This is a genomic window from Sinorhizobium terangae, from assembly GCF_029714365.1.
Taxonomy (GTDB): Bacteria; Pseudomonadota; Alphaproteobacteria; order Rhizobiales; family Rhizobiaceae; genus Sinorhizobium; species Sinorhizobium terangae.
In genome coordinates this window covers 1-13,673 of the sequence record NZ_CP121659.1, presented here as the reverse complement: position 1 = coordinate 13,673, position 13,673 = coordinate 1, and the positions used below count along the sequence as shown (strand labels likewise).

General features: G+C 62.9%; 15 protein-coding genes. 6 read left to right on the top strand and 9 right to left on the bottom strand.

The annotated features are described in order from the left end of the window. Positions 1 to 2 precede the first annotated feature (2 nt). Positions 3 to 812, bottom strand: a complete 810-nt coding sequence (locus tag QA637_RS00075; RefSeq protein ID WP_283062783.1) for a response regulator transcription factor — start codon at positions 810 to 812, stop codon at positions 3 to 5. A gap of 135 nt (positions 813 to 947) precedes the next feature. Between QA637_RS00075 and QA637_RS00070 the strand changes: the two genes are divergently transcribed. Both QA637_RS00070 and QA637_RS00065 read left to right on the top strand, forming a co-directional pair. Next, a complete protein-coding gene (locus QA637_RS00070) occupies positions 948 to 1,715 on the top strand; it encodes an SDR family NAD(P)-dependent oxidoreductase (RefSeq protein WP_283062781.1) in 768 nt (255 codons plus the stop codon). Positions 1,716 to 1,731: 16 nt separating this feature from the next. After that, positions 1,732 to 2,967, top strand: coding sequence for a D-arabinono-1,4-lactone oxidase (locus tag QA637_RS00065; protein WP_283062779.1), 1,236 nt, complete (start codon positions 1,732 to 1,734; stop codon positions 2,965 to 2,967). 76 nt (positions 2,968 to 3,043) lie between these two features. Here QA637_RS00065 and grpE read toward each other — a convergent pair whose 3' ends face one another. Further along, entirely contained in the window at positions 3,044 to 3,667 is a 624-nt protein-coding gene (grpE, locus tag QA637_RS00060; protein WP_153442593.1) for a nucleotide exchange factor GrpE, read from the bottom strand. A gap of 154 nt (positions 3,668 to 3,821) precedes the next feature. Further along, the gene (gene hrcA / locus QA637_RS00055; RefSeq protein ID WP_153442592.1) at positions 3,822 to 4,901 is read right to left on the bottom strand and encodes a heat-inducible transcriptional repressor HrcA; all 1,080 of its coding nucleotides are present in this window, start codon (positions 4,899 to 4,901) and stop codon (positions 3,822 to 3,824) included. Positions 4,902 to 5,058: 157 nt separating this feature from the next. On the opposite strand from hrcA, the gene rph reads away from it, so the two are divergent. The 4 genes from rph to hemW are packed head-to-tail and all read left to right on the top strand — an operon-like array spanning position 5,059 to position 8,088. Continuing rightward, complete coding sequence (gene rph, locus QA637_RS00050; RefSeq protein ID WP_153442591.1) at positions 5,059 to 5,778, top strand: ribonuclease PH; 720 nt, start codon at positions 5,059 to 5,061, stop codon at positions 5,776 to 5,778. Positions 5,779 to 5,793: 15 nt separating this feature from the next. Further along, the gene (locus QA637_RS00045) at positions 5,794 to 6,213 is read left to right on the top strand and encodes a VOC family protein (protein ID WP_153442590.1); all 420 of its coding nucleotides are present in this window, start codon (positions 5,794 to 5,796) and stop codon (positions 6,211 to 6,213) included. Positions 6,214 to 6,249: 36 nt separating this feature from the next. After that, positions 6,250 to 6,894 carry an RdgB/HAM1 family non-canonical purine NTP pyrophosphatase gene (gene rdgB, locus QA637_RS00040; protein WP_283062778.1) on the top strand — a complete coding sequence of 215 codons (645 nt, stop codon included), beginning with the start codon at positions 6,250 to 6,252 and terminating at the stop codon, positions 6,892 to 6,894. Between the two features lie 12 nt (positions 6,895 to 6,906). Further along, positions 6,907 to 8,088 (top strand): radical SAM family heme chaperone HemW, encoded by a 1,182-nt coding sequence (hemW, locus tag QA637_RS00035; protein ID WP_283062776.1) that lies wholly within the window; start codon positions 6,907 to 6,909, stop codon positions 8,086 to 8,088. Positions 8,089 to 8,112: 24 nt separating this feature from the next. Here hemW and QA637_RS00030 read toward each other — a convergent pair whose 3' ends face one another. The 6 genes from QA637_RS00030 to dnaA form a co-directional block, all read right to left on the bottom strand. After that, the gene (locus tag QA637_RS00030; protein ID WP_283062774.1) at positions 8,113 to 8,727 is read right to left on the bottom strand and encodes a glutathione S-transferase; all 615 of its coding nucleotides are present in this window, start codon (positions 8,725 to 8,727) and stop codon (positions 8,113 to 8,115) included. 168 nt (positions 8,728 to 8,895) lie between these two features. Beyond that, positions 8,896 to 9,759, bottom strand: a complete 864-nt coding sequence (locus QA637_RS00025) for a nuclear transport factor 2 family protein (RefSeq protein ID WP_283062772.1) — start codon at positions 9,757 to 9,759, stop codon at positions 8,896 to 8,898. Positions 9,760 to 9,827: 68 nt separating this feature from the next. Continuing rightward, the gene (locus QA637_RS00020; protein WP_136506721.1) at positions 9,828 to 10,310 is read right to left on the bottom strand and encodes an SRPBCC family protein; all 483 of its coding nucleotides are present in this window, start codon (positions 10,308 to 10,310) and stop codon (positions 9,828 to 9,830) included. Between the two features lie 73 nt (positions 10,311 to 10,383). After that, on the bottom strand, positions 10,384 to 11,649 hold the full coding sequence (locus QA637_RS00015) for an RNA polymerase sigma factor (protein ID WP_283062769.1): 1,266 nt from the start codon (positions 11,647 to 11,649) through the stop codon (positions 10,384 to 10,386). Beyond that, positions 11,646 to 12,020, bottom strand: a complete 375-nt coding sequence (locus QA637_RS00010; protein WP_153442584.1) for a YciI family protein — start codon at positions 12,018 to 12,020, stop codon at positions 11,646 to 11,648. The genes QA637_RS00015 and QA637_RS00010 overlap by 4 nt, the downstream gene beginning before the upstream one ends. A gap of 207 nt (positions 12,021 to 12,227) precedes the next feature. Beyond that, entirely contained in the window at positions 12,228 to 13,673 is a 1,446-nt protein-coding gene (gene dnaA / locus QA637_RS00005; protein ID WP_234887101.1) for a chromosomal replication initiator protein DnaA, read from the bottom strand.

Below are 13,673 nucleotides of genomic sequence, written 5' to 3'. Positions count from 1 at the left end.
CGTCAATAAAGCTGACGGCGGTTCAAATGATCGATGAAAATCCGAAACAATGCGCCCTGGCCGGAAATGCCGAGGCGACGATAGATGTTCTTGCGGTGGATCCGAACCGCGCCTTCGGCGATATTCATCGTCTTTCCAATTGATAGATTGCTGTGGCCGCGCAGGATCAGCCGGACGATCGTGCGCTGTTGCCTGGTAAGCCGGTCCGCACACAGACTGTCGAAGGCTCGCTCCATGGCATCGGACGCGTTTCCCGCCGCGCCCGCTACCGCCATGCCGCTTTGACGCCAGTTCGACCGGATCGCCTCACGCACGATCGGCTCGTAGAGCCTCAGCCGCTCCAGTTCCTGGTCACTGAAGGGCGCACCATCGCGGCAGCGCATCAGGGAATAGGTCGCCTGCGTCGCCTCGCCGAGCGGAACGACGAAGCCCACCTCCTCGATCAATGATCCGGACTCCATCGACACGCAGGGATGCACCTCGCTCGACGACGAAAAGTTCGACTGGAAGAACCGGTCGGGCGCAAGCTCCCGCATCCGCCACAGACCTGCCGGCTGGCCATTGTTGCAGGCAACGTAGAACGGATCGAGCAGATAGGCGCCACCAAGATAGGCCTTCAATGCTTGCGGCGAGACGCCATGCGTGTAGCCGTCGTGGAGCAGGATCGGGCGTGCATCATAGGGAAAGGCAAAGACGACCGACAGGTCGAAGGGCGCGATCGCGCGCAGCATGGCATCGAGCGCGACGCCGAAATCCGGCGTGCCGATAAACCTGATCATCGTGGAGATGTCTGCCGATTCCCGTGCCAGCATCGCTTGAGCGTCCCCCCGTCTCCGTATCCCCCATGGGATATCGACAGCCCCCGCTTCGTCAACAATAATTGCCGAAACATGCGATGACGGCCTGCCTACAGCGCCAAGCTCAAGCGGGCGGAAAGGGGAAGCGTGATGGCAGGCAGGCTTTTGGGAAAAATTGCGCTGATCAGCGGGGGCGCCGGCGGATGCGGGCTGGCGGCGTCGCAGCTCTTTGCTCGCGAGGGCGCCAAGGTCGGCATCGTCGACCTGCCGAAGAGCAAGGGCGAAGAGGTGGCGGCAGCGATCCGGGCCGAGGGCGGCGAAGCCGTCTTCGCCGCTGCCGACGTTTCCGTGTCCGCCGAGGTCACTGCCGCGGTCAATGCCGTCGAGAGCGCGTTCGGTCCGATCACCGTGCTCTTCAACCATGCCGGCATACTTGCGGTCGGCCCTTTCCTCGAAACGGAAGAAGCGGAGTGGGACCGGCTGATGGCCGTGAACGTGAAGAGCATGTTCCTGATGACCAAAGCGGTTCTCCCGGGCATGCTCAAGGCGGGTGGCGGCAGCATCATCTGCACCTCGTCGATCTCCGCCGTCGCCGCAACGCCGATGGAGGTGCTTTATGACACCACCAAGGGCGCCTGCCACATGTTCGCCCGTGCAATCGCCGTCGAATTCCGCGACCGGGGTATCCGCTGCAACGCCGTCTGCCCCGGCTTCATCGCCACCGACCACGGCAAGCGTGAGATCGTAGGCCTCAGCAAATACGGCGTCGACGTGTCCGAGGCGGCGATCGCCGCCCAGCAGGGGCGGATGTGCGACCCGATGGAGGTCGCGAACGCCGCCCTGTTCCTGGCAAGCGACGAGGCGAGCTTCGTCAACGGTACGCATCTGTTCGTTGACAATTGCTTCACGGCAGTCTGAAAGAGGGGAGACAGGAATGCTGGATTCGGGCGGCCACTGGCGCAACTGGGTCGGAAACCAATCATGCATCGTGCGCCACAAGGGCGCACCGGAGAGCGAAGCGGCGCTTGCCGAAATGGTCCGGGAGGCAACCGCGCTCGGACTCAATGTCCGCTGCGCCGGATCGGGCCACTCGTTCACCCCGGTCGTCGCAACAAGCGGGCTGCTGCTTACGCTTTCCGGCATGCAGGGCGTGGTCAACATCGACCAGGCGCGCAAGCGGGTCTCCGTCAAGGCGGGGACGACGATCAATCAGCTCGGCAAGGTCCTGAAATCGAGCGGGCTTTCACTCATCAACCAGGGCGATATCGACAGCCAGGCCCTTGCCGGTGCGCTGACGACAGGCACGCACGGCACCGGCGCCAAGCTCGGAAACATGGCCTCGCAGATCGTCGGCATGCGCCTCGTCCAGCCCGACGGCAGCATTCTCGTCGTCGACGAGACGACGCCGGACCTCCTGGAAGCCGCACGTGTTTCCGTAGGCATGCTCGGAGTGATCTCTGAAATTACCCTTCAGACGATGGACGCCTACAATCTGCATGAGAAGCTCTGGCGCTGCGACTTCGACGAGTGCATGGAACAGCACGACGAGCTTGCCGCCAAGCACCGCCATTTCGGCTTCTTCTGGTGCCCGGTGCCCGAAAGCCGGCATTGCTACTGCCTGCCGGACACGGCTGCGGTTTCGACCACCGGCGAGACGTCCGACGTCTGCGAGATGAAGGTGATCGACATCACCGACCGGCCGCCGATGGAGCAGGCATTCGAAAAGATCGCCTATTCCTCCGAAATCTACCCGATCGAATACGTACCCAACTTCCACGAACTCGAATATGCGGTCCCCGTCGCGCACGGCAAGGATGCCGTCCGGGCGGTGCGCAAGCTGATGCTCGAAAAGCATCCGACCTGCATCTATCCGATCGAGTACCGTTTCACGGCCGGCGATTCCGGTTGGATCAGCCCGTTCTATGAGCAGGATTCCATCACGCTGTCGGTCTCGGGCGAGCCCGGCACCGACTACTGGGAATACCTGAAGGACGTCGACACGATCCTGCGCCAATACGGCTCGCGGCCGCATTGGGGCAAGCTGCACTTCCTTGGAGCCGAGGACGTGACGGCGCTCTATCCGCGCGCCGGCGATTTCCGCGCGCTCCGCGCCCGGGTCGATCCCGAAGGCCGCTTCCTCAACGATCATCTCCGGCAGCTGTTTGCCTGAGCGGATCGGTGAAACGACAAACGCGCACCTCCAAAGGAGGCGCGGCGTTTCAAATTTCCTCAACTTACCGGCAGGCTCAGGCCGACGGCGTGCCGTTTTCGGTCGCGGCGGCCTTGGGGCCGCCCTTGGAAACGCCGACCATCGCCGGGCGCAGCACGCGCTCGCCGATGACATAGCCCGCCTGGATGACCTGGACGACCGTGTTGTTTGGAACCTCGGCGTTCGGCACTTCGAACATCGCCTGATGGAAGTTCGGATCGAACTTCTGACCGGTAGGATCGAGCTTCTTCACACCATGACGCTCCAGCGCTGCGAGCATCGAGCGCTCGGTCATTTCCACGCCTTCGATCAGGGCATTGAGCCCCGCTTCACCCGCTTCCTTCGCTTCGGGCGGGATCGCCTCGAGGGCGCGACGCAGGTTGTCGGACACGGCCAGCATGTCGCGCGCGAAGCCGGCAACCGAGTAGGACTTGGCATCCTTGACGTCACGCTCGGTGCGACGGCGCAGATTGTCCATCTCGGCGGCCAGGCGCAGGTATTTGTCGCGCAGCTCCGCATTCTCCGCCTTGGCGAGCTCCAGCGGATCCGGCGTGGCCGCAGCAGGCTCGACTTCCTGCACCTCCGCCTCCGGCGTGGCGGTGTTCACAGGTTCTTCTGCCGCAGTCGCCTCAGGTCCGTGTTTGTTCGTGTCGTCGGTCATGACGTTCTCCGGAATGTCTCTTTTCTGTCTTCGACATCGCCAAGCAAGCGCAAGCCGCTTTGCTCGACCTTGGTCTTGTCTGGATTTGAAGCCGATATCGAGGTTTGGGGTCGAAAAATCAAGGGTGGAATGCCGCTAAGCCGGAATTGCCGCTTCAACGCGACAGGCGCGACATCAACTGCGCCGTGTAATCGACCATAGGGACGATCCGCGAATAATTGAGCCGGGTCGGGCCAATGACGCCGACCGCGCCGACAATGTGGTCGTCGCTGTCACGATAAGGCGCGACGATCAGCGACGAGCCGGAGAGCGAAAATAGCTTGTTTTCCGATCCGATGAAGATGCGCACGCCGGGGCCGCTCTCGGCGAGGTCGAGAAGCTCGATCAGGCTGTCCTTCTTTTCGAGGTCGTCGAAAAGCATGCGAAGGCGGTCGATGTCCTCGGCCCCTTCCAGTCCCTCGAGCAGGTTGGCGCGGCCACGGACGATAAGGCGCGTCGGCTTTTCGTCGCCTTCGCTGCCGGACCAGATCGCCAAGCCCCGTTCGACGAGGTCCTGCGACAGGATATCGAGCTCGCCGCGGACGGTGGCTTTCAGCTTTTGCAATTGCGCACGCACCTCGGCGATGGTTTGCCCGCCAAGATGGGCATTCAGGAAATTGGCGGCCTCGGTCAGTTGCGCGCTCGTGACGCCCGCCGGCAGCTCGATGATGCGGTTTTCGACCTGATCGTGTTCGCCCACGAGGACCGCCAACGCCTTGGTCGGCGCCAGCCGGATGAACTCGACGTGCTTCAGCACCGGATCGCTCTTGGTCGTGATCACGAGACCCGCACCGCGCGACATGCCCGAAAGCATCTGGCTCGCCTCGGCGAGCAGACTTTCCACCGGCTGGTCCCGATCGCCCCGGCGAACCTGCCGTTCGATCGAAGCGCGCTCCTCCGCCGAAAGGTTTCCGACCTGCATGAAAGCGTCGACGAAGAAGCGCAGACCCGTCTGGGTCGGGAGGCGGCCGGCGCTGACATGGGGCGAGTAGATGAGGCCAAGATGCTCGAGGTCGCTCATCACATTGCGCACGGAAGCCGGTGAAAGCGACATTGGCAGCAGCCGCGACAGATTGCGCGACCCGAGCGGCTCACCGCTCTCCAGGTAGGTCTCCACAATGCGGCGAAAGATTTCACCGGAACGCTCATCCAGCGCCGCCGCGATCTCTCTCGCTCCGGAATTGCGCAGTACCATATCACTCCGTGCAGCAGTCATTCCTATCAAGCTGAAATATAGTGGGCCGCGCCGGTTATGGCAAAAGGGAAAAATCAATCCCCCCAGCCGATATCTGCCGGTTCCCTTTGCGTCCGCCATGCTCTAGAAGGCTCAGCAGAGAAAACAGGAGTTGACGATGCGGCCATCCGGCAGAAAAACCGACCAAATGCGCAAGGTTTCCTTCGAGCGCAATTTTTCCAAGCATGCGGAAGGTTCCTGCCTCGTGCGTTTCGGCGACACGCATGTGCTGTGCACGGCGAGCCTCGAGGAAAAGGTCCCCGCCTGGCTGCGCAATGGCGGCAAGGGGTGGGTCACGGCCGAATACGGCATGCTGCCGCGTGCGACCGGCGAGCGGATGAAACGTGAGGCGGCGAGCGGAAAGCAGAGCGGCCGCACGCAGGAGATCCAGCGGCTGATCGGACGGTCGCTCCGCGCCGTCGTCGATCTGCCGGCACTCGGCGAACGTCAGATCTCGATCGATTGCGACGTCATCCAGGCAGACGGCGGCACGCGCACAGCCTCGATTACCGGCGCCTGGATCGCGCTCCATGACTGTCTGAAGTGGATGGAGGCGCGCAACATGGTCAAGGTCGAACGCGTGCTCAAGGACCACGTCGCTGCCATTTCCTGCGGTATCTTCGCCAACCAGGCGGTGATCGACCTCGACTATCTCGAAGATTCCGCCGCCGAGACGGATGCCAATTTCGTCATGACCGGCAGCGGCGGCCTCGTCGAGATCCAGGGAACGGCCGAGGGCAAACCCTTCAGCGAAGAGGAATTCGCAAGCCTGATGTCGCTCGCCAAGAACGGCATCGCCGAACTCATTGCGCTGCAGAAGCAGGCAATCGCTGGCTGATCGAAAGGACGAGATTTGACCCCGGCGCTGGAAGGCATTCTCGAAACTGCGCTCTATGCGGAAGATCTCGATCGCGCCGAGGCCTTTTACGGTACGCTGCTCGGCTTGCAGCGGATCACCCGTGCCGGCAATCGGCACGTGTTCTTCCGCTGCGGCGCAGGCATACTCCTGATCTTCAATCCCGCCGAAACAATCAAGCCGCCACCGGCCGGGGCGGCGCTCCCCGTGCCGCCCCACGGGACGACGGGCAAGGGGCACATGTGCTTCCGGGTCGCCGCGCAGGCGCTCGACGCATGGAAGGAAAAACTCGAAGCCGCCGGTATTCCAATCGAAGCGGACATCCGCTGGCCCAACGGCGCCCGCTCCTTCTACTTCCGCGACCCGGCCGGCAACAGCCTGGAATGCGCGGAGCCGGGCCTCTGGGCGATTGATTGAATGCGGCTGCAGCCGCCTTGATGGAACAGAAAAAGAATGCGCAAACTGGATGACAAGACGCTCGTCGTCGCGAGCCACAATGCCGGCAAGATCCGCGAAATCCGCGACCTGATCGGTCCGCTCGGCTTCGAGGCGAAATCGGCCGCCGATCTCAACTTCATCGAGCCGGAGGAGACCGGCACGACGTTTGAGGAAAACGCCACGATCAAGGCGCTTGCCTCGGCAAGGGCCTCCGGCCTGCCGGCGCTCTCGGACGATTCCGGTCTCGCGATCGATGCCCTCGATGGCGCGCCGGGCGTCTATACCGCCAATTGGGCCGAGCGCGAAGACGGCACCCGCGACTTCGGCATGGCGATGGAAAAGGTCGAAAAGGCGCTCAAGGAGAAAGGCGCGGTGACGCCCGAGAGCCGGACCGCGCGCTTCGTCTCCGTGCTTTGCCTTGCCTGGCCGGACGGCCATGTCGAGCTCTTCCGCGGCGAGGTCGAGGGCCAGGTCGTCTGGCCGCCGCGCGGAACGAGCGGATTCGGCTATGACCCGGTCTTTCAACCGACGGGCTACGACACCACCTTTGGCGAGATGACCGCGGAAGAGAAGCATGGCTGGAAGCCTGGCGACGAGAGCGCCCTTTCGCACCGCGCCCGCGCCTTCAAGCTGTTCGCCGAAACCTGCCTCGGCGCCTGAAAGACGAATGCAATGCATGTGACCCCGCTCTCGGCGATCGGTGACGGCATGGACCCCGGCTTCGGGGTCTATGTGCACTGGCCGTTTTGCGCGGCAAAGTGCCCCTATTGCGACTTCAACAGCCATGTGCGCCATCAGCCGGTAGACCAGCCGCGCTTCGTCACGGCCTTCCTGCGGGAAATGGCGGAAGCCCGCGAACTCTCCGGTCTACGGACGGTCACCAGCATCTTCATGGGCGGTGGCACGCCGTCGCTGATGGATCCGGCGACCGTCGATGCAATCCTGAACGGGATTGCCAGCCATTGGCACGTGCCGGATGGCATCGAGATCACCATGGAGGCCAATCCATCGAGCGTCGAGGCAACGCGCTTCCACGGCTATCGTGCCGCCGGCGTCAACCGCGTCTCGCTCGGCGTACAAGCGCTCAATGACCGCGATCTGAAGTTCCTGGGGCGCCTGCACAATGTCGAGGACGCGCTGAAGGCGGTCCGGTTGGCGCGGGAAATTTTTCCGCGCATGTCTTTCGACCTGATCTATGCCCGTCCGAACCAGACCGTCGAGGAGTGGGAGCGCGAACTGAAGGAGGCGGTCTCCTATGCGGTCGACCATCTCTCGCTCTATCAATTGACGATCGAGGAAGGGACGCCCTTCTACGGGCTGCACAAGGCCGGCAAGCTCGTCGTTCCGGACGGCGAGCAGTCGGCCGTACTCTATGAGGCGACGCAGGAGATTACCGCGGCAATCGGCATGCCGGCCTATGAAGTGTCCAATCACGCACGGCCGGGTGCGGAAAGCCGGCACAATCTCACCTATTGGCGTTATGGCGACTATGCGGGTATCGGCCCCGGCGCCCATGGACGGCTGACGATCGGCGGCGCCAAGGTGGCGACAGCGACGGAACGAAAGCCCGAAGAATGGCTCCGCCTCGTCGAAGAGCAGGGCCATGGCATGATCGAGCGCGAACTGCTGGACCTTGAAGCCCAAGCCGACGAACTCCTGTTGATGGGCCTTCGGCTCAGGGAAGGTGTGGATCTCGCTCGCTGGCAGAGCCTTTCCGGCCGCGATCCCGATCCGGATCGTGAACAGTTCCTGATCGAACACGGCTTCATCGAACGGCTCGGCAATTCGCGGCTGCGCTGCACGCCGGCCGGGATGCTGATCCTCGACGCGGTGGTCGCCGACCTCGCCTGCTGACACGAAACCGGGATGCGACGGCGGTCAATCATGTGTCTCGCCGAAGAGCGGCGTCGCCAGCATCGAAGGCCTTTTCTCGAATTCGTCGATCCATCGACTTAGCTTCGGCCGAGCGCGAAACGACGGCAAGTCGCGGAACTCCATCCAGGAGAGGGTCGTCGCCAGCGCGACATGACCGACATGAAGCGGCACCGTCGGGTCCAGCGCGGTTTCCAGCCAGTCATAGGTAGCTTCTATTTTTTCGACGAAACCGTCGCGAAGTGTCGCGTAGCGCAGCTGTTCCGGCCGTCGGGCAGTCTCCCAACGGAGATTGATCGCGGTTTGCGCCAGCCCTTGCGCGACCGACTGCAGAACCAAGGCGTTCCAACGGGCCTCGCCACTTTCTGGAATGAGCCTCCTGCCGTCATGAAGAGTGTCGAGATAGGCACATATCACATCGGAATCGAAGATCGCTGGTCCGCCTGCGCGAAGCAGCACGGGAACCTTTCCGAGTGGGTTTTCGGCATAAACCCGCTCATTGCGTCGTGTCGGGCTCGTTTCGTGGTGAATGACCTCGATCCGGCCCGCAAGCCCGGCTTCGTGGGCGAAAACGAGTGCCTTGCGCGCAAAGGGCGAATGGGTTTGGTAGTAAAGGATCATATTGCCTCGCTCGGCAGGATCGGAGAGTTGCCCGCGAGGGTAGTGCATGAACCGCGAAAATTGCGCTCTGTTCCAGCGCGCACTTTGCAAGTTCGTTTCGTGCGGGCCAAGAATGATGCTTGTCCCGCAAGTTGCCTGCTCGTTGGCCAGAATCGGCAGGCCGCTGCGTCAATCCTTTTTGACTGGCGCGACAATTGCCCAAAGGACGCCGAAGGGATCGCGGAACTGGCCATAATAGTCGCCCCAGAAGGCGACCGCCAAAGGCATCGTCACCTCTGCCCCCGCGGCGACGGCGCGCTTCCACCAGAAATCCGCGTCGTCGACGACGAGATGCAGGACGACGCCTTCCTGCGGCTTCCAGGGATAGCCGAATTCAGGAAACGGATCGTTCAGCATCAGCGCGCCGCCATTGATCGTCAGATGGCAGTGGATGAGGCGTTTGCCGTCCTCGGCATATCTGCGGTCCACCTCCCTGGCGCCGAAGGCACGGCCGTAGAATTCCGCCGTGGCATTCGCGTCCTGGACGTTAAGATAGGCGATGACGCCGGCCATCGGCGGGCGCGACGGCGCCTGCCAATCGACCTCTGACTTCGGATCGAGATCGATCGCCGCCTTGAAGCTCCCGTCCATGTAGAAGGGCACCGATTCGTGCTGGTGGGCGATCTTCCATCCGTTCTCGGTGCGCCTCAAACCCAGCGTCTGGCGAAACCAGAGCGCTGCCTTTTCACCGTCCAGCTTCTCGCCTGAGAGATGGGTGAGCGCCGTCGCGAAGGCGACGTCGCCGCCTGCCGAAATTTCCAGCTCCTGAAGCTGGTAGCCGAGCGGCCCTTTCCAGGTCGAGAACCACTCCTCAAGGCCCTCGGCGCCCGCTGCTGGTTCCTTAAGAGGTGGCGCCAGCGAATAGACGAGGCAATCTTGCGTACCGTGGGCAAGCACGCGGGCCGCGTCTTTGACCCGCATCGCTTCAGTCCAATCCTCGATCACCGCACGGATCTCGTCGGCGGCGGCAGTTCTCGTTCCGATGTCGGACATGGTTCATCTCCTTGATCGATCTTTGTGCCTGAAAGACGCAAGGCGCTGTCGGCCACCGCCCGTTCGCGTCAGAGTTTTGCGACAAGCGCGGCGAGCTGGTCGGCGCATTGACCCCAGCCCTCGTGAAAGCCCATCTTTTCGTGCGCCTCCCGGTCCGCCGCGCTCCAGTGGCGGGCGCGGGCCGTGTAGCGGGTCTTGCCGTCTTCATCCTCGAAGGTCAGGATCGCCGTCATGAAGGGTTTCTCCGAAGGCTTCCAGGCTTCCGTATATGCGTCGGTCAGCACAAGCTTCTCGTTCGGAACAACCTCCAGATAGACGCCCTGATTGGGATAGAGTTCGCCTTCCGGGGAGCGCATGACGAACCGGTTGGTACCGCCTGACCTGACATCGAGCTCCGCTTCCGTGATCGTCCACGGCAAGGGTGCAAACCATTGCTTCAAGAGTTCGGCATCCGTGAAGGCGCGATAAACCTTTTCGCGTGGCGCATCGATAAGGCGGGTGAGCACCAGTTCGCGCTCGTCGGCGGGCTTGATGTCGGTCGCTGCGGTCATTTCCAATCCTCCGTGGTGGTTTCGGTCTAAGGACGACGCGGAAAATCAGAGTCCGACAGTGACAGCCGAATTTTTATTGTTTTTCCTCGGCAAGGTCCGTTTCCGCCGCAAGATGATCGAGCTGCGTGCGGATATAGGCGGCCTCCGCTGCATTCGTCGCAAGCGAAATGGCGCGGTCGAATGCAACGCGCGCCTCGCAGACGCGGCCCATCTGCTTAAGCAGGGCCCCGCGCAGACCGTGATAGTAGAAATAGCCGGACAGCCTTTCGCCAAGCGGATCGACCAGTGCCAGTGCCGCTTCCGCCCCCTTGCGCTTCGACACTGCGACGGCGCGGTTGAGAGTGACGACGGGCGACGGTTGCAGACGTTCGAGCGTCTGATAGAGCAGATCAATCTCCTCCCAGTCGGTCAGTTCGGGACGCTCGGCGCGCGCATGAAGCGCGGCAATCGCCGCTTGAACCTGGTAGGGGCCGGGGCGCCGGTGCCGCATGGCCTTGTCGATCATCGCGAGCGCCTCGGTGATCATCCCCCTGTTCCACAGCCGCCGGTCCTGATCTTCGAGCAGGACGATGGCGCCGTGGGCATCGAAGCGCGCCCTGGCGCGCGAATGCTGAAGCAACAGCAGCGCCGTCAGGCCCATGATTTCCGGTTCGGCCGGAAACAACCTGAGGAGCAGCCGGGCGAGCCGGATCGCCTCGTCACAAAGATCCGCCGACACGCCCTCCGGGCCATTCATCGCCGAATAGCCCTCGTTGAAGACGAGGTAGATCATCGTCGCGACCGCCGCGAGCCGCTCGGCGCGATCGGCGGCATCGGGCGTCTCGAAGGGAATGCCGGCCGCCGCGACGCGCGCCTTGGCGCGGGTAATGCGCTGCTCCATCGCCGCCTCGCTGACCAAGAAGGCGCGCGCGATCTGCCTGACAGAGAGGCCGGAGACGACCCGGAGCGCCAGCGCGATCTGCTGGGTTGCCGGCAGGGCCGGATTGCTGCAGACGAAGAGCAGACGAAGGATGTCGTCGCGGTAATGCGAGCCGTCGAGGCGGTCAGCGAGCTCGCTCTCCCGGTCTTCGAGGTCCGACAGCAGTTCCTCCGGCGGCAGCACCGTCTCGCGCGCCTGGCGCCGCACCTTGTCGATGCCGCTGTTGCGGCCGACGAAAATCAGCCAGGCGGCGGGATCCCGCGGCGGGCCACTCTTCGGCCAGGCCGTCAATGCCCGGATGCAGGCCTCCTGGAAGGCCTCCTCGGCCATGTCGAGATTGCGAAAATAGCGCAGAAGCGCGCCCATCGCGTGCGGCCGGGCAGATACCAGAGCGAGGTCGATCCAGGCAGTGTCTGTCATGAGGGAAGCTCACCGGGCTTAAAGAGAGAAAGCGGGCGGATCTCGTAAGAGCCCGCGCTCGGATTGGCGGCACTGAGCTCGCGGGCGAAATCGAGGGCCTCGTCGAGCGATCCGCAATCGATCAGATAGAAGCCGAGCAGCTGCTCCTTGGTCTCGGCGAAAGGGCCGTCGATGACAATTGTCTCGCCGGCGGCGTGGCGCAGCGTGGTAGCGGCCGTCGTCGGCAGGAGGCGCGCAACCGGTCCAAGCTTGCCGGCTTCGACATACTTGCGCTGGACGGCGGTAAGGTCGCGCATGACCTTGTCGTCCTCCTCCTTGCTCCAGGCGCTCGTGACACTTTCATCGTTGTAGCAAAGCACCGCATAAAGCATTGAAATCTCCTCGGCTGGTCTGAAGACGAATGGAGCTAGTGATAGCCGACAAGCGAGGCGAAAAAAATGTATCGATTGCGGAATTGGCCCGCCGGCGAGTGAGGAAAGCGCGCATGGTCTTGCGCGCGCATCCCGCTCTGCAGCAAGCGCGCAACAAAAAGGCCCGGCGGAGCCGGGCCAGTTCGTAAGCGTCAGCCTACAGAATGCTTATTCGTTGATCAGCCGCTTCAAGAGTTCGATCTCATGGCTGAGCTTCGTGTCAGCGGCGATCATCTCCTCGATCTTGCGCACCGCATGCAAGACGGTCGTGTGATCGCGACCGCCAAAGCGCCGGCCGATTTCCGGGAAGGAGCGCGGCGTCAGGGTCTTCGACAGATACATGGCGATCTGGCGCGGCTTGACGATGACGCGGGTGCGGCGGTTCGACACCAGTTCCTGGCGCGAAACGTTGTAGTGCTTGGCGACGACGCGCTGGATGTCTTCGATGCGCACTCGCCGTGGCTCGCCGGCGTTGACCAGATGGCCGAGCAGTTCGTCGACGCGCTCGATCGAGAGCTGAGGCTCGAAGGAGCGGCGGAAGAGCAGCTGATTGAAAGCCCCCTCCAGTTCGCGGCCGCTGGCCGTGACGTTGCGCGCCACATGGCACAGGATATCGGTCGGAATATCGAGCGATGCGTCATCCTGGCGAGCGGCCTCGAGCCGCCGCTTCAGCATCTCCAGACGCATTTCGTAATCCGGACCTTCCATCTCGATCGCAACACCGCCCTGAAGCCGCGAGCGAACGCGACTGTCGAGCGATTCCAGCTCCCACGGTGCGCGGTCGGCAGCGACCACGACCTGCTTGGCCGAATCGAGCAGCATGTTCAGAAGATGGCAGAACTCGTGCTGGATCGACTTGCCCTGCAGAAACTGCATGTCATCGATCACCAGAAGATCGATGTTGCGCAGCGATTCCTTGAGAGACAGAGCATCGTTGTCGCGGATTGCCGTCGCGAAGCGCCACATGAAATATTCCGCCGTCAGATAGACGACGCGTGGCGCCCGCGCGCTCTGCAGAGCGGCAATCGCGATAGCCTGCAGGAGATGCGTCTTGCCAAGCCCAACGCTCGAATGAATGAAGAGCGGATTGAAGCGCACCGCGCCGGCACCCGCCTCGGCGATGGTGCGTGCGGCGGCGAGCGCCACCCGGTTCGACGAGCCTTCGACGAAACTGTCGAAATTGTAGCGCTGATCGAGCGGCGAGCCGAAAAGCGGCGCCTGGGCCGGTTTCTGGACCGCCGCTACTGCCGCCGCGGCGACCGAGGCGATCGGCTGGGCCGCTGCCGGACGACGTGCCGGGGCCGCCGGAGCCGTTTCTGCCGCAGCCGGCATCGCTTCTTCGTGGGAACCCGGGCGGGCACCGCGCGTGGCGGTGCGGACGAGGATTTCCACTTTCAGAATTTCGCCGTCTTCCTGCTGGAACAGGCTGGTGATGAGATCGAGATATCGGTTGTTGATCCAGGACTTCAGAAACGTCGTGGGCACCGAAAGGCGTACAACGCTCTTGGAAATCGAATGGAGCTTGAGACGTCCAAACCAGCTTGCGAAGACATCCGGACCGACTTGAGCTTTCAAACGCTGACTTACGCGCTCAAAAAGTGCGTCATGCCGCAT

Excerpts from the sequence above, each read along its gene's own strand:
- QA637_RS00075 (WP_283062783.1), bottom strand. The coding sequence starts at position 812 with ATGCTGGCACGGGAATCGGCAGACATCTCCACGATGATCAGGTTTATC.
- QA637_RS00070 (WP_283062781.1), top strand. The coding sequence starts at position 948 with ATGGCAGGCAGGCTTTTGGGAAAAATTGCGCTGATCAGCGGGGGCGCC.
- QA637_RS00065 (WP_283062779.1), top strand. The coding sequence starts at position 1,732 with ATGCTGGATTCGGGCGGCCACTGGCGCAACTGGGTCGGAAACCAATCA.
- grpE (WP_153442593.1), bottom strand. The coding sequence starts at position 3,667 with ATGACCGACGACACGAACAAACACGGACCTGAGGCGACTGCGGCAGAA.
- hrcA (WP_153442592.1), bottom strand. The coding sequence starts at position 4,901 with ATGGTACTGCGCAATTCCGGAGCGAGAGAGATCGCGGCGGCGCTGGAT.
- rph (WP_153442591.1), top strand. The coding sequence starts at position 5,059 with ATGCGGCCATCCGGCAGAAAAACCGACCAAATGCGCAAGGTTTCCTTC.
- rdgB (WP_283062778.1), top strand. The coding sequence starts at position 6,250 with ATGCGCAAACTGGATGACAAGACGCTCGTCGTCGCGAGCCACAATGCC.
- hemW (WP_283062776.1), top strand. The coding sequence starts at position 6,907 with ATGCATGTGACCCCGCTCTCGGCGATCGGTGACGGCATGGACCCCGGC.
- QA637_RS00030 (WP_283062774.1), bottom strand. The coding sequence starts at position 8,727 with ATGATCCTTTACTACCAAACCCATTCGCCCTTTGCGCGCAAGGCACTC.
- QA637_RS00025 (WP_283062772.1), bottom strand. The coding sequence starts at position 9,759 with ATGTCCGACATCGGAACGAGAACTGCCGCCGCCGACGAGATCCGTGCG.
- QA637_RS00020 (WP_136506721.1), bottom strand. The coding sequence starts at position 10,310 with ATGACCGCAGCGACCGACATCAAGCCCGCCGACGAGCGCGAACTGGTG.
- QA637_RS00015 (WP_283062769.1), bottom strand. The coding sequence starts at position 11,649 with ATGACAGACACTGCCTGGATCGACCTCGCTCTGGTATCTGCCCGGCCG.
- QA637_RS00010 (WP_153442584.1), bottom strand. The coding sequence starts at position 12,020 with ATGCTTTATGCGGTGCTTTGCTACAACGATGAAAGTGTCACGAGCGCC.
- dnaA (WP_234887101.1), bottom strand. The coding sequence starts at position 13,673 with ATGCGGCATGACGCACTTTTTGAGCGCGTAAGTCAGCGTTTGAAAGCT.